The sequence below is a fragment of the Agarivorans sp. D1326 genome (assembly GCF_056958115.1).
The window spans coordinates 269,460-287,919 of sequence record NZ_JBTWEN010000006.1; the positions used below are offsets into that span (position 1 = coordinate 269,460).

Annotated in this window: 16 protein-coding genes; 6 read left to right on the plus strand and 10 right to left on the minus strand. The window is 42.3% G+C overall.

Annotated features, from left to right (window positions below; translation table 11 throughout):
- Position 1: 1 nt before the first annotated feature.
- The 4 genes from ppnN to queF all read right to left on the minus strand — a co-directional run bounded on the left by ppnN (position 2) and on the right by queF (position 6,215).
- Entirely contained in the window at positions 2 to 1,363 is a 1,362-nt protein-coding gene (ppnN, locus tag ACYFDN_RS13730) for a nucleotide 5'-monophosphate nucleosidase PpnN (RefSeq protein WP_472590580.1), read from the minus strand.
- Between the two features lie 92 nt (positions 1,364 to 1,455).
- Positions 1,456 to 3,048, minus strand: a complete 1,593-nt coding sequence (locus ACYFDN_RS13735; RefSeq protein ID WP_483511576.1) for a GGDEF domain-containing protein — start codon at positions 3,046 to 3,048, stop codon at positions 1,456 to 1,458.
- A 114-nt stretch (positions 3,049 to 3,162) separates the two neighbouring features.
- Positions 3,163 to 5,337 (minus strand): tetratricopeptide repeat protein, encoded by a 2,175-nt coding sequence (locus ACYFDN_RS13740; protein ID WP_483511577.1) that lies wholly within the window; start codon positions 5,335 to 5,337, stop codon positions 3,163 to 3,165.
- A gap of 14 nt (positions 5,338 to 5,351) precedes the next feature.
- Positions 5,352 to 6,215, minus strand: coding sequence for an NADPH-dependent 7-cyano-7-deazaguanine reductase QueF (gene queF / locus ACYFDN_RS13745; RefSeq protein ID WP_483511579.1), 864 nt, complete (start codon positions 6,213 to 6,215; stop codon positions 5,352 to 5,354).
- Positions 6,216 to 6,275: 60 nt separating this feature from the next.
- On the opposite strand from queF, the gene syd reads away from it, so the two are divergent.
- Entirely contained in the window at positions 6,276 to 6,818 is a 543-nt protein-coding gene (syd, locus tag ACYFDN_RS13750; RefSeq protein ID WP_483511580.1) for a SecY-interacting protein, read from the plus strand.
- Positions 6,819 to 7,083: 265 nt separating this feature from the next.
- Here syd and ACYFDN_RS13755 read toward each other — a convergent pair whose 3' ends face one another.
- Genes ACYFDN_RS13755 through ACYFDN_RS13765 form a run of 3 tightly spaced genes read right to left on the minus strand, consistent with a single transcriptional unit; the run spans position 7,084 to position 9,200 of the window.
- The gene (locus ACYFDN_RS13755) at positions 7,084 to 7,857 is read right to left on the minus strand and encodes a Zn-ribbon-containing protein (protein WP_483511581.1); all 774 of its coding nucleotides are present in this window, start codon (positions 7,855 to 7,857) and stop codon (positions 7,084 to 7,086) included.
- 2 nt (positions 7,858 to 7,859) lie between these two features.
- Complete coding sequence (locus ACYFDN_RS13760; RefSeq protein WP_483511582.1) at positions 7,860 to 8,144, minus strand: hypothetical protein; 285 nt, start codon at positions 8,142 to 8,144, stop codon at positions 7,860 to 7,862.
- Between the two features lie 9 nt (positions 8,145 to 8,153).
- Positions 8,154 to 9,200, minus strand: a complete 1,047-nt coding sequence (locus tag ACYFDN_RS13765) for a DUF3549 family protein (protein WP_483511583.1) — start codon at positions 9,198 to 9,200, stop codon at positions 8,154 to 8,156.
- On the opposite strand from ACYFDN_RS13765, the gene ACYFDN_RS13770 reads away from it, so the two are divergent.
- The 4 genes from ACYFDN_RS13770 to ACYFDN_RS13785 all read left to right on the plus strand — a co-directional run bounded on the left by ACYFDN_RS13770 (position 9,184) and on the right by ACYFDN_RS13785 (position 13,195).
- Positions 9,184 to 9,639 (plus strand): YqcC family protein, encoded by a 456-nt coding sequence (locus ACYFDN_RS13770; protein WP_483511584.1) that lies wholly within the window; start codon positions 9,184 to 9,186, stop codon positions 9,637 to 9,639. The genes ACYFDN_RS13765 and ACYFDN_RS13770 overlap by 17 nt on opposite strands.
- Positions 9,639 to 10,400 carry a tRNA pseudouridine(65) synthase TruC gene (gene truC / locus ACYFDN_RS13775; RefSeq protein WP_483511585.1) on the plus strand — a complete coding sequence of 254 codons (762 nt, stop codon included), beginning with the start codon at positions 9,639 to 9,641 and terminating at the stop codon, positions 10,398 to 10,400. Before ACYFDN_RS13770 ends, truC begins: the two co-directional genes overlap by 1 nt.
- Positions 10,401 to 10,819: 419 nt before the next feature.
- On the plus strand, positions 10,820 to 12,106 hold the full coding sequence (locus tag ACYFDN_RS13780) for a carbohydrate porin (protein WP_406608986.1): 1,287 nt from the start codon (positions 10,820 to 10,822) through the stop codon (positions 12,104 to 12,106).
- A gap of 90 nt (positions 12,107 to 12,196) precedes the next feature.
- The gene (locus tag ACYFDN_RS13785) at positions 12,197 to 13,195 is read left to right on the plus strand and encodes a MalM family protein (protein WP_483511586.1); all 999 of its coding nucleotides are present in this window, start codon (positions 12,197 to 12,199) and stop codon (positions 13,193 to 13,195) included.
- Between the two features lie 310 nt (positions 13,196 to 13,505).
- Here ACYFDN_RS13785 and lamB read toward each other — a convergent pair whose 3' ends face one another.
- On the minus strand, positions 13,506 to 14,798 hold the full coding sequence (gene lamB / locus ACYFDN_RS13790; RefSeq protein ID WP_152779266.1) for a maltoporin LamB: 1,293 nt from the start codon (positions 14,796 to 14,798) through the stop codon (positions 13,506 to 13,508).
- A gap of 553 nt (positions 14,799 to 15,351) precedes the next feature.
- On the opposite strand from lamB, the gene ptsG reads away from it, so the two are divergent.
- Positions 15,352 to 16,788 (plus strand): PTS glucose transporter subunit IIBC, encoded by a 1,437-nt coding sequence (ptsG, locus tag ACYFDN_RS13795; protein WP_152779264.1) that lies wholly within the window; start codon positions 15,352 to 15,354, stop codon positions 16,786 to 16,788.
- A gap of 61 nt (positions 16,789 to 16,849) precedes the next feature.
- Here ptsG and ACYFDN_RS13800 read toward each other — a convergent pair whose 3' ends face one another.
- Together ACYFDN_RS13800 and dapD are read right to left on the minus strand one after the other, a co-directional pair.
- Positions 16,850 to 17,227, minus strand: coding sequence for a DUF3461 family protein (locus ACYFDN_RS13800; RefSeq protein ID WP_016401191.1), 378 nt, complete (start codon positions 17,225 to 17,227; stop codon positions 16,850 to 16,852).
- A gap of 190 nt (positions 17,228 to 17,417) precedes the next feature.
- Entirely contained in the window at positions 17,418 to 18,455 is a 1,038-nt protein-coding gene (gene dapD / locus ACYFDN_RS13805; protein ID WP_483511587.1) for a 2,3,4,5-tetrahydropyridine-2,6-dicarboxylate N-succinyltransferase, read from the minus strand.
- Between the last annotated feature and the right edge of the window lie 5 nt (positions 18,456 to 18,460).

Genomic DNA, 18,460 nt, shown 5'->3' on the forward strand with positions numbered 1-18,460 from the left:
GTCATTTAGCTTTTCCAACCCTGTAGCAGGGCTCGTAATTGCTTCCTGGTAGCTTCATACGGTGTTGAGAAACAAAGTCTTTTAAGAGTTTATCTAACATTTTCATTATTTTAGGGTCACCGTCAATAATAAAAGGACCGTGTTTTTCTATTTGTTTGATGCCTTCATCTTTTACATTGCCACTTACAATGGCAGAAAATGCTCTACGTAAGTTAGCCGCTAGATCTTGCGGTGCTTGGTCGAAGTGCAAATTAAGCTTCTCTACATTCTCGTGTAGCGGCTCAAATGGGTGTTGAAAGTCACTATCAATTTTTAGGCTCCAGTTAAATGAATAGGCGTCACCAATTGCGCGGCGGTAGTCTTTCACTTTCGGCATCATCTGTTTAATAACTTGTGCAGCTCGAGCCGAATCATCAATGATTATTTGATAACGTTGTTGAGCTTCGTGCCCTAATGTTGCACCAATAAATTCATCGATGCTTCTAAAGTACTCCTCGCTGGATTTTGGGCCGGTAAGTACAATAGGCAAAGGCTGGCGGGCATTTTCGGGGTGGAGCATAATGCCAAGAATATATAACAATTCTTCAGCTGTACCGGCACCACCAGGGAAGATAACGATAGCGTGTCCCATTCGAACAAAGGCTTCTAAGCGCTTTTCGATATCGGGAAGAATGATCAGTTCATTCACAATTGGATTGGGTGGCTCGGCCGCAATAATACTGGGTTCGGTTAAGCCAATATAGCGACCTTCGTTTACCCGCTGTTTGGCATGGCCTACTGCTGCTCCTTTCATTGGACCTTCCATAGCGCCTGGGCCACAACCAGTGCATATGTTCAGCTCACGTAATCCCAGTTGGCTGCCTACTTCTCGTGTGTATTGGTATTCAACATCATTAATTGAATGACCGCCCCAGCACACTACCAAATTTGGCTCGGTTCTGGGGTGAATAACTCGGGCATTTCGCAGCATCGAAAAGACTAGGTTAGTAATGTGCGATGATTGATTGAGATCGAGGTGGGCTTGCTCTTTAATTTCGTTAGAAACATATAAAATGTCGCGAAGTACGCTAAACAGGTGTTCTTGAATACCGCGAATAATTTCGCCATCAACAAAGGCATCTTCAGGGGCATTGGCGAGTTCGAGCTTTACTCCTCGCTCTCGGCTTAATACATTTATCTCAAAGTTTTTGTAACGTTCTAGAATTTCACGGCTGCTATCAGTTTTACTGCCGGAGTTGAGCACTGCCAAGCTGCAGTTTCGGTATAATAGATAAATATCTTCTGAGGCACTTAAGGTGAGTTGATCTACTTCGAGCTTTGACAGTAAGTTCATACTGCCCACAGGGTTTATATGGGTAATCATCGACACCTCACGGTTAATTTGCGGATCGCAACTTAGAGTATAGCGTGAGGCGTCAAGTTAGCGTTGAGTTTCTCAACCCAACGCTAAACTAACTAGCTGATTATGTTAACTTTGTCACGACCACTACTCTTCGATTCATACAGAGCTTGGTCGGCTCGTTCAAAAGCATCTAGCGGTTTGTCGCTTTCTTTAAACAAGGTCGCACCAATAGACACCGTGATAGACACTTGTTGGTCTTTAAACCTAAACGGCAAGGCTTTTATCTGCTCTCGGATGTTGTCCAGTGGCACCATTACCGCGTCGGGTGAAATATTTGGCATAAGTAGCACAAACTCTTCGCCGCCAAAACGTGCCAAGAAGTCGGTGTCTCTTAGGTTGTTTTGCAAAGCACGGGCAATCACTTTAAGTGCTTTGTCTCCTGCCATATGGCCAAATTTGTCGTTAATTGATTTGAAGTGGTCAATATCAATAACGGCCATGCCAAGGTTGTAGCCGTAACGCTTCCAGCGTTTGTACTCAAGCTCTAGTCGTTCATCTAAAGCCGCGCGGTTATACACTTGGGTTAGGCTATCAATAAACAATTTGTGCTTGTGAGCATTAAGGCGTTTTTTGTACTCGTGAGTTTCTTCACGAACCAGACGAAGTTTTAGCTCTACGTTACCTAGTTCATCTAACAACTCGCTAGTACGTTGCTCAAGTTGTTCTTTCTCTTTGAACACGTCGGCAATTTGAATCAAGCGATTTTGAATAGAGCTTTTTAGGGTATCTAGGTCGTTGCTTGAACGAACTTCGGCACCTAACTCTAACAATCGATTCTTAAGTAGGCCGTCACTTTGCTTTTGGTCTTTATGAATAGACTTCGATTGACTCAAGGAGTCATTAAATTGGTCGTGAACACCGCCTAAGCTCTCATTAAGAGAATATAAAAACTCTTGGGAAGCTTTGCGCTCTTCACGGCTACCTTCAATGACTAGTTGAATAACTTTTATGCACAAACTTGGTAGTTCTTCAGGCTCAATGCCTACTAATAGGTCTGAGCGAACTTGGCCAAGTTTGGTTCCTACATCACCGGTATAATCTAGTTCGGTAATTAGTCGTTGAAGGTCATCGCAAATTCGCTTGTGAAGGCGATTATTAAGGATGCTTTCTTTAGGTTTTACAGCAGATGTTGAGTCGTTTGATAAGGGAGCACCACCAAGAGCTGGTTTGTTGATCAATGCTTGGTAGTAATAATTTAGTAGTTGTTCAAGGCGTTGCTGATTGTCGTTGTGAGAATAAGCAGGCTCTTGTTCTAAAAAATCGGTTAGTTTACGACGTAATTGCGGTGGTAAACCGTTGATACGTTTAAGAGATTCGCCCGACGTTTTAATAATTCGTTGATTGTGCGCCAGTAGTGTTTTTAGTGTTTCGCTGTGTTGCTTGAACAGCCCATCTAATTCGTTTTGGTATTGAGAAATAGCCGACAGGTCTTCATTACTTTCAACTTCTTGGATAAGTTGTTCAAGTTTTTGATCGAGCTGTTCGTCTAGACCATAACAAATTTTTGACAGGCGAGAAATTAGCTGGCTGATTGCTTTTTTTTCCATTCTAACCTTTGCATCTTGGTTTGAAGGATTTTTGTTGGAACTGTCAATTTCGTTTCTCACCAACGCAAGTCGCTTCTTAATAGTGATGATATCGCTCATCGTTTAAACCAATACTTCCTAGCGTGCCTAACATAATAAAATTAGCATAACATGAGATCTTTATTAACTACAGCAGCTCAAGTGTCATAGTTTTTGGCTGCTGTTTGCATAAGTTTACCAATTTATTAAGCTCTTATCGCTGGAAGCGTTTACTTTTACCAAGCCTTTGGCAATCGCTTGTTTTACATCTTGGGTAACGTCACTACAGAAAAATGCAGCATGTGAACCACTCATTGCTGTAAGTTCAACCCATTGGTTTTGATTAGTGTGTTTACAAAGCTGTTGAGCGCCTTCAAGAGCTAACCATACAACTTCGGTCATTCCTTTATCGTCAATTGCATCTTTAGCTTTAGCTAAAAATGGCAAGCTACAACATCCAATGGCCATAATTAGTTTTATTTTTTGTTGTTCTGCACATATTTTGGCTCGACCACTAAGCCGCTCGCCCAACTCTTGCGGACTTAAATCTGCTTGTTCTATGCATAACACCAACTGCTTGTCGCTAATATGACCTAAGTGGAAATCGCCTTCTATGTCTTCAATCAATTCTTCAATAAAGCGTTTAATTAGGTCGCGCTGAGCTTTAAAGCCAAGTGTTTGTTGGCTGGCTAGGCTAATGCTCTCTATCGAAAGCATTAATAGAATACGAGCTTGTTGTTTGTTGGACAGTTTGTCGCGTAAACATACTAATGGTGCGTCGCTGTTCGCTAGCTGTTGTAGCCCAGTTACCGGGTGGTGATTGAGCTGATGGCTTATGTCGTTAAGCGAAGCGTTTCGGCTCAGTAGCTTTTGACGGGTCACTAAGAATAGGAACAGCAGCATGATGCCAAATACGCAAACCAGCACAAGTACCAATTGCTGAAAGTTACTTTGCTGCAAAATAATCGCTTTTTCACGAGTGAGGTCAGACAGTTGCTGAGCTTGCTCTATGTATTGATAGTGTTGTTTAAACTGCTCGCGTTTAAGTTCATTACGAATTTGCTGATACTGCTGATTTAGACTGTGGTAAACCTTAAATTGCTCTAGTGCTAACGCGTAGTTGCCATTTTTCTCATAGGCTTGAGTAAGCAGCTTATACACTTTACTGTGGCTGCTACTTAGCCCCATGGTGTTAGCCAACTCTTCTGCTTTTTCTAGCTGCAAAATGGCTAAGCCGTTCTCATTATTATTGATGTGCAATTCACCTAACAACAATAAGCTGCGCAGTAATTTTCCAGGTTGATTTAAGCTAATAAAAAGCTGTCGAGAAATTTGTAAATGGACTAGTGCCGGTGTGTAGTCTGACAACTCCATATAGGTTTTGCCTAGTTGCAGCTCAATGTCCGCTAACAAGGGGAGGTTGTTATTGGCTTTGGCTATCTCTTTCGCATTGAGATAGTGCACTAGAGCTGCGTCTATATCACCGGCGAGCTCAGACATATTGCCCAAGGTGGCAATCTCTTCGGCTTGTAAATCAAAATTTCCTAAGTCAACCGCATTGGCAATAGCATCTTGTTGAATTTGTTGGGCTATTGCCAACTCTCCTTGCCCAAGATATACCCGAGCGATATTGGCTTGTAGCATGCTGGTGAGCAACAGTGCTTCATTACTATTAATGTCTTGTTGGTCCAACTCGGCTTCACTTAAATGGCTAAGTGCCAGTTCAGGTTGACTGTTCGCTAGGTAATAATTAGCGAGTAATGCTTCGGACCAGGCGCGTAATATGGGGGATTTGCTGGCGTACGCTTCTTCTTTTGCTTTAAGTAGGTAGGTTTTTGCTTCGTTGCTTTTACCTTGGTTTAGATGATAAAGCGCCAATACTTTTTGAAGTTGAAAGCGCATGTTAGGCAATGGGAAGATTTTGAGTTTATCTAAATTAGTTTGTGCCAGATTGAGGTAAGTTTCTGTTTCACTTGCTCGGTTAGGATCATTGCTCAACACTAATGCGGCAATGATGTAGGCTTGAGTTAAGTGAGCTTGATGTTGCTGTTGTTTCGCTAGCTCGATAGCTTGATCAATGTATTGCTGAGCCTGTCGGGTATCTTTGATTCGATAGGCGCATAGCGCACCGAGTTGATAACTTAGTAAGGTAACGCTTTGCGACTCTGCATTTTGAGGGGATGGTTGCTGATTGCTTAGTTGCTGCTCGGTTTGCCTTATACATTCTCGAGGATTGGCAATCAGTAGCTGGCGGAGTGGCTCTAGTGCTTTGGGTACATGAACAAAACCGTGCTCGTAAGCAGAACCATTGAAGCTTACTAAGCACGTAATTAAGGCCAACAATCCAGTTAAATAAGCTTGAACTCTCAAGAAATAATTACCTTTTATTGGCGTAATAAACGCCAGTTACCTAATTTTTCGTCAACCTTAGGGTCATTAGAGCGCATAGGGTTTATGTCTAACCCTCCGCGGCGGGTATAACGAGCATATACAGTTAAGGTACTGGGTTTACAAAACTGCATAATGTCACAAAAGATCCGCTCGACACACTGCTCATGAAACTCGTTGTGTTGACGAAAAGATACCAAATAACGAAGTAGCGCTTCTTGGTTTATTTTTGAGCCCTGATAATCAATGTAAACACTGGCCCAATCTGGCTGATTAGTGATTAGGCAGTTTGATTTTAATAGATGGCTATTTAGCGTTTCATTGACTACTTGCTGCGGATCGGCTGCATTTTCTAAAAGGTTAGGGTCTAGCTCATAGTTGCTAATGCTAATCTCTTGTTGGTCAATATTAACGCCGGGAATTGGCCTTGAGTCCATTTCACTGGAGATAGGTAACAGTTTTACTTCTACATCGCCTTCAGCACAATGTTGTAAATCTTTCTCAAGGGTTGCAGCAACCTCATCAAAGTTTTTAAAGTGGCTTTGGTTAAAGCTATTTAAGTATAACTTAAATGATTTTGACTCGATTAAGCAGCGCGAACTAGCCGCCACTTTCACCTCGGCTACTGCTACAACGGGCAAACCCGATGGGGTTAACCAAGATAGTTCATACAAGTTCCACAAGTCGTAGCCGGTAAAAGGCAAGGCATGGCTTTCATCCAAATTTATTTGCTGGCGATTTAAGGTTCGAGGTACGCCTTGTAATAACTCGGGAGAGTAGTTACTAATGTAATCGGTAGGTTTACCGAGGCTCAAACTGTCTTTTAACTGTTGCGAAGTGTTTAAAGGCTGCTTTTTCATGGTGTTGTTACATGGAATTAGTTAGGCTTAGTCTATCTTAATTCTTAGTGAAACACATCCATGAGCAGCGTCATATCACAACCATTATCTCTCGTTTTTAATAAGTTTGAACAGCATTGGCAAAGCAGCGCCTATCCGAAGGTTGAGTATGATGAGCAATGGTTGTCTCCTTGCATTATTGGAGAGCCAGAGCAACAAGAGGTGAGTTGGAAACCGGTGTTACGTGAGGATAAAGGCGATTTCTCTGGCATTGAGCGTGCCTTAGAAATAACTTTACACCCTAGTATTAAAGCATTTTACGGTGATTACTTCTCTGAAACCCTAGCGGTGGACTTTCAAAACAATCGCATTGAGTTGGTTCAAGCCTGGAATGAACAAGACTTTGAGATGCTACTTGAGAACATCATTGGTCATGTATTAATGCAACGTCGCTTGAAGCAAAAAGAAACGGTGTTTATTGCTAGTACAGAAGACGAGATGCAAGTCGTTAGCATCGATAATGATTCCGGAGAGGTTGTACTAGAGCAGTTAGGAAAAGAAATTGACCGCGTGCTGGCAAAAACACTGGAAGAGTTTGTAGCTAAATTTGAGCTGTGTGACTAAGCCAATTAACCTTCGCGATGAAATTTTGTTGGAGATAGAATCGTTTTGGCTTTGGCTACGAGTGCGTAGCCTAGTTACTTTAAGTATTCATTTATTAACTAAGAATAAGTGTAACCAAAAGCATCAAACGATTTTAGCCAAACCCTTCGGGCAACGCTTGTGGCTGTTCTAATACCTTATCGGCTTTTTGTTCTGGTTCAAAGCCTCTAATTTGTATAAGCAACCGCAAATTGCTGCAAAGAGTTGCTCGAAAGAGCAACAAACTTTAGCGCTTAAAATCCCAAGAAATATTGGACACTAAACGGCAGGTGTCACATTTGAAGTCAAAAATATCATGAATGGTATTTTCTAATAACCAATCTCCACCGCAATTTGGGCAGCATCGTTCTTTTTCTGTCTTAAGGCTTTCGCCACCAACCCTATAGAGATACAAATAGGTAGGTACTTTGCTTAAGTATTCCAAACGTTTGGTTAGGTCTGAGCCTCTGCGATAAAGGCGACTAGTGATATCACTCATCTCTATTAATGCAGAATGTTCTAATATGCTGCCATTCATTTGCAATTGGTCGCAGGCTGACCAATCTTCTTGCCACTTAATTAGCTGCTTGTGATCGCCATTGGCTACTGCGGGCAAGTGGTAAAGCGGAATGGGGGTAAAATGGTCACCACAGCGAACTGGAGAACAGCTTTGCAGATAATTAGTATACAAGACCTGCCAGCTAGGTGTTTCGCATGTATCACTGTCATCTGAGTTAATGTCTCGACCAAGATTTTTAAGTTTTGGGCTGAGTAAACCTGCCTCACTTAATGCTAGTTTGGCGCGTTTTACTTGCTTACTTTGAAAACTGTCTAATAGGCTATTTTCTTCGGGGCAAACAACTCGCACTGAAAAAATGGCGTCTTTTAATACAATAGGGAATTCGCGACCAATGATTTGCCCATGGTAACGCCAACTATCTAACAATAGGTTTATCGCTTTTTCAGCGCGGGTAACGGTTGTGTCGGTATAGCATTCAAAGTTTACTTCGCTTAAGAACATCGCTAGTTCTTCGCTTCTAGTTGCTCGATGCGTTGCAATAGTAGCTGAACTTGGCTTTCTAGCTCCATAACGCGTTGTTCAATAGCCTTTGGTGCCTCTTTAACTAGAGGCGCTTCAGCTATTAGATTCTCAACGATAGAGGGATCCTTTTTAAAAGCATTTAGCGCTGCAATTACCGTAGGCATTGGTAGCCTTGTAGTGAGCTTACCTTTTACTAAAGCAAGGGTAGGTTGTTTGTTTTCGTCCAATAAGGCTTTTATCGCGATCAATGCAATTTGCTGAGACATAACTAATCCTTAATGGTGTTTAGGTGATTGATACAGTTTAATCAACTGCGTAATGGATAGCTGCAGAGCTTCTGAGTTATTGGGGTCACGAAGCTGGGCTAATACAAAACTACGTAAGCTTGGAATGAATACTAAATCAGCGAAAATCTGTTGAAACAGCTCTGGGTCGTTTTGGTCCGCAATCGTTTCTAAGAAATATTTGAGTAAGTGGGGGTCACTTAAGGATTGCCACAACCTTCCTGCCACCGCGATAAAGCTATGAATCGAGTTTGCATTTGCAAGCTGTTGCTTAATTGCTTGATGGGTAAGCGGCTTAACAGAAGCCCCGGCTAAAGCTCGAAGATACAAACTTGCAAGCTCTTCATCACTTAACAATTGCTGCTGATGCAAAGATGCAATTACATGACTAAGCTGCTGATCTAACTTAGCATGTTCAAGTAATTCTAGGGTTTTGTTGGCAACTTCTAGTGGCAGATGTGGGAAGGCTTGGCTAAGCAGTTTACTATTATCATCTCTATCTAACCTTGCCACTAAGTCTGCAATGCCTTGCAGTGCTAGGTTCTGCCAATTTTCCCATTCACCATCGTTTTGCAAATAGCGACGAACAGCCAAGTAATGCTCCGATGGCGCTAATTGAGTATCTCTTTTATATAAGGCATTAAAAAAAGCGAGCTTTTCCTCAATGGGTTTATAGATATATTGATTGTTGGCTAATGCCTGTTGTTGCTCTTCACTCGGTTTCAGATTTAGCTCTTGCCCTAGTGCTTCAATAACCAGTTGGATGAACTGATCGCGTGCAGCAAGATTGATAAAACCTTGCTCGTTAACAGGTAATTGCAAAAACCATATATAAGGTGTTGTAGATTGTTGTTTTTGCCAAAAACAAACTGCAAATCTAGCGTGTTGTTGAATGGGGGCAGGGTAGGGCTGCTTTGCTACTTCCATTTGGTAGAAGTCTTGGTTGCTGATGTGATGGATCTGTCGACCCATTTCATACACTCGTAGGTCACTGCCCGAAGCCTGAAGGATTTCGCTTAATGTGCTTAGTTTATTCATTGTTACTGTTCGATCCACAACATTTGGCGTCAGTATCCACATTTATAGTGGAGAGGGCAATTATCTCAGTTTGGTAGGTAATGTTAGATTGGAATGTTACACTGCCATTTTTGCTTTAATGAATACGATGCCGCAACAAATCATGCCATTGCTTTTGGAACTTGAGCAGTGCTTAAAACAAGCTAATAGTTGGCAAAACACTCTACCAAGTAACGAGCTACTTGCTAGTACTCAGCCATTTTGTATCGACACCTTAAGTTTGCCGCAATGGTTACAGTTTATTTTTATCCCTAAAATGCGTGAACTCATTGAACTCGGCGCTCCGTTACCTCAAAAAGTTGAGATAAGCCCTTATGCAGAAGAGGCGGTTAAGCAATTGGCATTTGAAGCTAAGCCTTTGTTGGACGTTATAAAAACAATCGATGAGAGTTTTAAGTAATGACTGACGATTCTAAGCCTAATGAAGAGCTTGTTGAAGCTATTCCAGAACAACTTCAGATCTTGTTTGAAGATGACCATTATGTAGCGGTATATAAACCGGTTGGGTTGTTAGTTCACCGAAGTTGGATAGCTAAAGAAGCTACCCAATTTGCTTTACAGATTTTGCGTGATCAAATTGGCCAATATGTTTACCCAGTGCACCGCTTAGACAGACCAACCAGTGGTGTACTTATCATGGCTAAGTCATCTGAAGCTGCCCGCAGGCTTTCCGAACAATTTGCTGCACAACATATAGATAAGCAATATCTTGCTTTGGTTAGAGGTTATATAGAGGGGGAACACCAGCTAGATTATCCGTTGAAGGAAAAGCTAGATAAGATGGTGGATGCTAAGGCACAGCAGGATAAACCTGCCCAGTCAGCCCTTACTTTTTACACTGGATTACAAAAAGCAGAGTTACCTTATCCATCAGGTAAATTTGCAACTTCTCGGTATAGTTTAGTGTCACTTAAACCTAAAACTGGAAGAAAGCACCAATTGCGCCGTCACATGCATCACCTAAGTCATCATATTATCGGTGACACCACTTACGGCGATGGTCGTCACAACCGCTTATTTCGTGAGCTGGGGCTACCTGGGCTTTGGTTGTTTTCTAAACAATTAATCTTTGTTCATCCTTATACTGACAACGAAATCATCATTGATTGCCCCTTGCCCGAGCGCTGGAAACAGTTATTTAAGCGAATGTCTTGGAAATAGTTCCCTTTTTATTGGTGATCTGCGTCACACTTGTGAAAGGTAATTGGAACTTTGAAAAGGCTTTCATGGTCGTGAAAAAAAATTACTTTTTTTAGGTCTTAACCTTAAATATTAGTGCAAATTTTGTTTTTTTTTAGTAATTAACCTACTGAAAGCCTTTTCTTTGTGATTGAAAGCATTTTCATAGCTTTTCTTATGGTTATTTGATGATGTGATCCATACCTTGTTTTCACCCCTGAAACCCTTGTTTTCAAGCGATTTTCAGAAAAATCATTCTGTGAGCTAGTTCAAAGTTGTCTGGAAATAGGCTCCCTATAATCCATCTCAGTTAGCGGATATAAGCACACTTACAAATGCACCGCTGGCTCTTACTAAATAAGGTAAGGGACTTAGTAGTTCTAAAGGAAAAGGAAAGGATTATGAAACTGAAAACACTTGCTGTTGCAGTTACTGCGGCAACAATTTCTTCAAGCGCATTCGCTCTTGATTTCAACGGTTACTTCCGTGCTGGCTTCGGCTTAAACGCTGATGGTGGTTCACAGTACTGTTATGGTGATGGTGGCCCTAACGCTCACGTTGTTGGTCGTTTAGGTGATGAGTGTGATACATACGCAGAGTTAGCATTGAGCCAAAACGTTGTAGAACGTAACACTGGTGAAAAGTTCTCTATTCACACTTTAGTTGCTTACGGTACTCAAGAAGGTAACACTGACCAACGTGGTAACTCTTGGCAAGGTGTAGGTGACCCAGAGAACCCATGGTCTGGCCAACGTCTATCTTTCCGTGAAGCTTACGCTAAGTACACTATGGCTAGCGGCACAGAAATCTGGGCTGGTAACCGTTACTACGGTCGTAAAGATGTACACATCAACGACTGGTACTACGTAAACGGTTCTGGTTACGGTGCTGGTGTTGATAGCATTGACCTAGGCTTCGCTCGTTTGGGTGTAGCTGTACGCCATAACAAATGGCATGATGTAGGTGGTGACTCTAGCCAACCTTTCACTTCAACTCCTCAATTAGACGTTCGTTTAAGTGGTATTGATATCGGTTTAGGTTCTATCGACCTAATCGCAATGGGTGGCAAAGCTAACCTAAGCGATGCTCAAGAAGAAGCTCAAACTGATGGCAGCTACAACGACAAAACTGGTGTTCAGTTAACTGCTGAGTGGGCTGTTGGTCTACCAGGTGGTTTCAACAAGTTAGTTGCTCAGTACTCTACTGAAGGCTACGGTTGGTCTGGTTACGGTATGAACAACCACTTAGGTGATTCATACAACATCGGTGGTGGCGGTGACTTAGGTCGTAAATCATGGCGTATCATTGACCACGGTGTGGTTAAATTTGGTAGCAATGTAGATATGGGTTGGTCTGCTTTTTACTCGCAACTTGATCAAGATGACGCGGGTGACAACAACAAGAGCGATGGTACTCGTTACGGCGTAACAATACGTCCTCGTTACTTGTGGAACAACACCATGAGCACAATCCTTGAAGCTGCATACTACAATGCAGAAGACCCATGGATGAGCGAAAGTGCTGACCTTAACAAGGTTGCATTAGCTCAAGCTTGGTCTCCTCTTCAAGAGAAAGGTGGTTTCTGGGCTCGTCCTGAAATCCGTATCTTCGTAGCGAAGTTCGGTGGCGACATGGCTCAAGAGAAAAATGACCTTATGTACGGCGCTCAAGTTGAAGCTTGGTGGTAAACACTGCTTTTTAACTTAAATAGTTAGAACGCTAGTCAAGACCCTTAAAATAGAATATTTTAAGGGTCTTTTAGTTTTGAGGAGGTAGTAATGAGAACGAAACTTGGTGTAGTAGTTCTAACTTCAATGATAGGTTTGACAGCGTGTAGCTCTGGCTCAGATAGCTCTATGCTAAGCGGAGGCGCCGATACTCGGTACCTATACGCCGATACCCTTGTTACAGGGCGTACATTAGACTCGGCACCAGTTTGTTGTAATAGTTTTCAAGATATCAGCTATAAAGCCACTAGTTATAACTACCAAACTGAAGAAGCGATAGACCAAAATCGTCAAGCATTTCAGTTCAATACGGGAAAAAGTTTTATATTGGCTTATAAGTTGCCTGATCTGGGCGAAGACATTCCTATTACGCTAGAAGCGCAAATTGGTGAAACTGTTTTTGCTCCCACAGTTGCTTTATTAAATGAGAATTTTGAAGTATTAAGAGTATTGCCCGCTGATTTTTTTAAGTATGTAGAGGCTAAACACTTTAAGCCCAATATGTTAGCGGCTACTTTTAAGATCCGCTTGGCGTCGGGCTTACCAGAAGAGCGTGAACGCTACATGATTGTATATACGACAGATCAATCATTGAGCGATGAGACTCAAATTGTGCACCCAGCTAGGACATATGCTAAAGCTCAGGCTAAAGCTGATCCAGGTCTACCTGATCCACTAATTCCACATTCCGCTATGGGAATGGTGAATATGACATTCAACTCTGCCAACTCTTCGGTTTTTTCTGATCAAGCATGGTTTGGTGGGAAAAAAGAAGAGCCTCTTCCTTCTCCCTCTAGTCAGGGAACCGTGGCAGCAGCAAGCTCCGCTGGAGCAGCAGTGGCCGTTTCATCAACAAGTTCAAGTGGCTCTGATAATAGAACACTTAAAAAAGCGATGCTTCCCGAAACAGAGGCTTTTTACAACAAGTTAATTGAAGACATGGTTAACAATGACGAAGTAGAAAAAGCGCTTAAGTTGGTAGAAGAAGCAGAATACGCAGGCTCACGCTCAGCAAGAAATACTTTTATTGAAGCAGTGAAAAACAAATAACACTTCTTTTAGTTTGATATAAAGCCAGCGTTAAGCTGGCTTTTTTGTTGCCCGATATTCGGTAGAAACAGGTGGGCTTAGTTATTGTGGCCTTAGCATAACTTCTTGTGCGGTGAGTAGAGTGGGGAAAGTCTTATTTGGGGTCAGTCAAAAAGGCAGTTCGCATAATGCTTTGCGTTAATCAGTGTTCCTATTTTACGAGTCTTATCGATGAGAGCATTTGGGGTTGTTAGTGAAGGTGAGAGACTTACTAGCAATAAAAAAGCCCTCTTTACGAGGGCTAAAAATAGGCATTTTTATTATTTGGTGTTTACCACCAAGCTTCTGCTTGGAAACCAAAGGTTACTTCATCTTTTGAGCTAGAGTCACGAGAGATGTATTGGTCTGATTTTGCGTAAGTTGCAAATGCACGAAGAGCTGGACGTGCAAATACATTTGGACCAGCTTGCCACTGCTGGGCAATAGTTACTTTAGCTAGTTTGTTATCTTCGCTACCATTAGCTTTAGCTGCATCTTGGAATTCAACTACATCGTAGCCTAGGTCTAAGATAGTAGATAGGTTATTGCTCCAGTTGTACTGAGGACGAACACCAACAGTGAACAAGGTAGAGCCTTTGTTATCATCTTTATCGTAGTTTTCGTAGTTAACTACGTAAGACATGGCTGCTGACTCGCCTAAATCAACCACACCCCAGTTTAGCAAGCGGTACCAGCTGCCTTCATTGCTGTCGGTGCGGTAAACCGGATCATCACCTTCGTCAGCCATATTTTCGTAGCCAAATCCACGAAGTTGACCACTTGCGCCAATACCCGCCATAGCGTCTGTTGCGTAAGATACAGAGAACTTGTTAAAGCCACCAAAGAAATCACCTTGAGTGTGCTCAGCCATCACGAACACGCCGTTGTCTTTTTGGTTTTCGATGTTGAAATCTTGGTCAGCCGCTTCAGAGTACATGCCGTAAATACCTACTAAGCTCAACTCGCCGTTTGAGTTAGTAGAGATGCCGTCTAGGCGTAAATCTAAGTTGTTACCAGAGAAATCAGCCATAGTTTGGCCAGAGCCGGCAATGTTGGCATCAAATAATGCTTCAGAAGTATTACGAACCCATGCAGCAGAAAGCTTAGCAAAGCCTACATCGATATTTTCGATACCAGCACCTGCACCAGCATTTGCCAAGTAGTAGTAATCAATTTGGTGAACGTCACGACGTTGGTAAAAACGCTTACCAGCCCAAAGGTTTGAACCTTCGAAAGATTCAACCATGTTTTGGCCAGAAACGTACATTTCGCGCACTGCAGAAGGGCTTTCTTCCCAATCGTTACGTTGGTCTACAGAGTGAGCAAGTAGGGTATGTACACCCATTGCTTTGTTGCCCTCTTCATACAAAGGTGCAGATAATGCTATTTCAGCATAGGTTTCACATTCGTTACCCAAACGGTGCTTATATGGTGAACCGTCGGCTTGGAAGCACATTTGCTCGCCGCCTGAACCGGTAGCGCCAATTCCTGAACGCATGTAACCGTTAAATTCTGGTGTTGCGGCAATTGCTTGAGTTGACATCGCGGCTGATGCTACTGCGATCGAAAGTGTTTTTAATTTCATTACATAAACCTTATGTGTATTAATTTCCAAATTAGGACATAAATAAGCACCCTGTTCTGTAAATTCCAATTCCTATGGAACATTATGTCGAAAGCATTGTCTCAGTAGTTTTGTGGTTTGTCGTGTGAGGAAACTCACAGTTGTAGTGTGAAAACCCTTTCTTGTGCTTTTAATTGTTTATTTGATGGTTTTTTATTCTTCTGATGGTTGAGTGTTTGGTTTTATATGCTTTTGTTGTGCGTATTGGGGGAAGCTAGCAGCTTGTTAATTTATGGGAAGGTAGAAGGTGAATAAAACGAAATAGTTACTCGATATGGCATTTTTATCTTAATTGAAAATAAGTGTTACAAAGTGTTACAAAAAGTGAGGTTTAACTTGTGCCAAATCGCATTTTTCTATTCCGTACACGCCTAAACTAAGGCCCTGAAATCGTAAGAAAACGAATTTAGCGGCAACATCAAAATAATTATATTTAAGCCGCTTAAAAATTGGCCTTTTGAAGGAAAATGGCTAAGGCTTTATTTAGTTTACTATCAGCCCCTAGGAGCTCACTATGTTTGGAAATTTGTTTGCACAAGCGCAAAAGGTAGGTAAGGCACTGATGCTACCAGTATCAGTACTACCTGTTGCGGGTATTTTGTTAGGAGTCGGCGCTGCAGACTTCAGTTGGATGCCGCATATCGTATCTCAATTGATGATGAACGCAGGTGATGCTGTATTCAGTAACATGGCATTGTTGTTTGCCGTAGGTGTTGCCTTAGGTTTTACCAACAACGATGGTGTTGCAGCATTAGCGGCTATTGTTGGCTTCACCATTATGGAAAAAACATTGACCGTTATGGCGCCTATAATGGACGTTGAAACGATCAATACTGGTGTGCTTGGTGGGATTTTAGCGGGTGCTGTTGCCGGTTGGGCATTCAATCGCTTCTTCCGCATTCAACTGCCTGCCTATCTAGGTTTCTTTGCGGGTAAGCGTAGTGTGCCGATTATCACTGGTTTCCTAACTATTTTCTTAGGTGTGCTACTAGCGTTTATTTGGCCTCCTATTGGTAGTGGTATCGCAGCATTCTCTCACTGGGCAGCAGAGCAAAACCCAACGCTAGCCTTTGGTATTTATGGCATTGTTGAACGTTCATTAATTCCATTTGGTTTACACCATGTATGGAATGTACCGTTCTTCTTTGAAGCTGGTCAGTGTAAAACGGCTGCTGGCGAAGTGGCTAACGGCGTATTAACCTGTTACTTACAAGCAGATGAAGCTACTCGCGCTGCGGGTAATGGCTTTGGTCAACTAGCCGGTGGCTACATGTTTAAGATGTACGGCTTACCTGCTGCGGCGATTGCTATCTGGCATGCTGCTAAACCTGAGAACCGCGCTAAAGTTGGCGGTATTATGATCTCGGCTGCGCTTACTTCATTCCTAACAGGTATTACCGAACCTATTGAATTTGCGTTCCTATTTGTTGCTCCTGTTCTTTACGTAATTCACGCACTACTTGCTGGTTTAGCATTTGTTATTACAAACTCTTTGGGTATGGTTCACGGTACATCATTCTCTCACGGTTTGATTGACTTCATCGTTCTATCTACTAATGCTCAGAAGTTCTGGTTATTCCCTGTAATTGGTTTAGGTTATGCAGCTGTTTACTACACAGTGTTCCGTGTGGTTATTGCTAAATTAGACCTTAAAACCCCAGGCCGTGAAGACGAAGATGAGTCTGCTAGTGCTGCAGCTCCGGTATCTGAAGACGAAATGTCTAAGAACCTAGTAGAAGCGTTTGGCGGTAAAGCTAATATTGTTAGCCTAGATGCTTGTATCACTCGCTTACGTATTCAGGTTAAGTCGGTAGAATCTGTTGACCAACCAAAGCTTAAGAGCTTAGGTGCAGCTGGTGTAGTAGTTGCTGGCCAAGGTGTTCAAGCTATCTTTGGTACTAAGTCAGACAACTTGAAAACTGATATGGAATCTTACCTCGCAACCGTTTAGGTTTAGTGTAAGTGTTAAAAAGGAGGCTTAAGCCTCCTTTTTTTGTATCTGTTTTTAGCGTTTATAAACGCTCTAGTTTAGCCTCAATCTCAGCAATTTTATTAGATACTACCTTTTCCAAATGTCTTAATTCAGAAAGTACTTGTTGTTTGGTATCTTTTTCTTGTTGGTCTCTGCGAGTAATTTTATCTAGTTCTTCTACGATAAATCGTAGGTTGGCGTTTATTTCAGTTGTATCTTTGTAAGTGCCGCGACCACCATCAATGAGTACCGTTTTTTTCTGTCTTGGATATTTGAATTTTACACTGCGGGTGAGAAAGTCACCTTTTTCCTTATGGAAGTAAATCTTGAGCGTATCAGAATTGGCTTCTTGGCGGAGGCTATAACGTTCAATGTCGCTTGGGTTGGTAATGCCAATGCTTTTTAGATTTTTGTACATAAAATTTCCTTCATAACGAATTGTCACTCTAGTGCTAGAAACAGTCGCCGCCGCATTGTTCTGCAGAGCCTGTATATTGCAGCATAGCTCATTACGCGTAGAAGGAGTGTGAACTAGTGGGCTTTTTATGTGGAGGAATTTAAGAGGGAAAGTAGGCCCAAGCTACTGCAGTAACTTGAGCCGTTTTAACTTAGTTATGTGCGTGTAGCTCTTCGTTTAAGGCAATCGCTGTTTTGTTGGTTAAACATTCGATTGCGCCAGTAAGGCTATTACGGCGGAATAGCAGATCTGATTTACCTGCAAGTTCACGGGCTTTAATGGTGCCTGCCTGTTGCTTGTTTTCGTCTATTAGTACTACTTTGGTACCCGAGGTGATGTATAGGCCAGACTCAATGGTACAGCGGTCTCCTAGTGGGATGCCAGTACCAGCGTTTGCACCAATTAGCGATTCTTCACCTACTGCGATAACAATGTTACCACCGCCTGACAGGGTACCCATGGTTGAACAACCACCACCTAAATCAGAGCCTTTACCTACAAATACTCCAGCAGAGATACGGCCTTCGATCATGCTAGTACCTGCAGTACCTGCATTAAAGTTACAGAAACCTTCGTGCATAATTGTAGTGCCTTCTCCGATGTAAGCACCTAGGCGAACCCGTGAAGTTGCCGCAATACGAACACCATTTGGTACCACGTAGTCAGCCATTTTCGGAAACTTATCTACAGAAGTAACCTGTAGTAATTCACCTTTAGCACGCGCTTCTAACTGGCGGGCTGGTAACTCGGCTAGATCAATAGCACCTTGGTTAGTCCATGCTACGTTAGGAAGTACCGCAAAGATGCCACTTAAATCGGTACCGTGAGGTTTAACTAAGCGGTGAGAGAGTAGGTGCAGTTTAAGGTAAGCTTCTGGTGTTGAGGCAGCTGCATCATCTTGGCTTAGTAAACATAAAACGCGAGGCTGTTTGCTGCCTAATAAAGCGTTAAGTGCTGTTACTTGCGCTGTTAAACCTAGAGCTTCAGCATTGGCGATTAGAATGTTCAATGCAGCATCGTCTAGTTCAATGTCTTGTTTGCCATTGTTGTAATCTAAACCTTTAGTTAGGCCTGATACTTCTGCTTCGCTTGGGTTTAAAACCGGAGCAGGGTAAAAAACTTCTAGCCATTGGCCATTTGCGTTTTTACTTCCCACACCAACGGCGTAACTAAAAAAGTCTTTAGACATGGTTG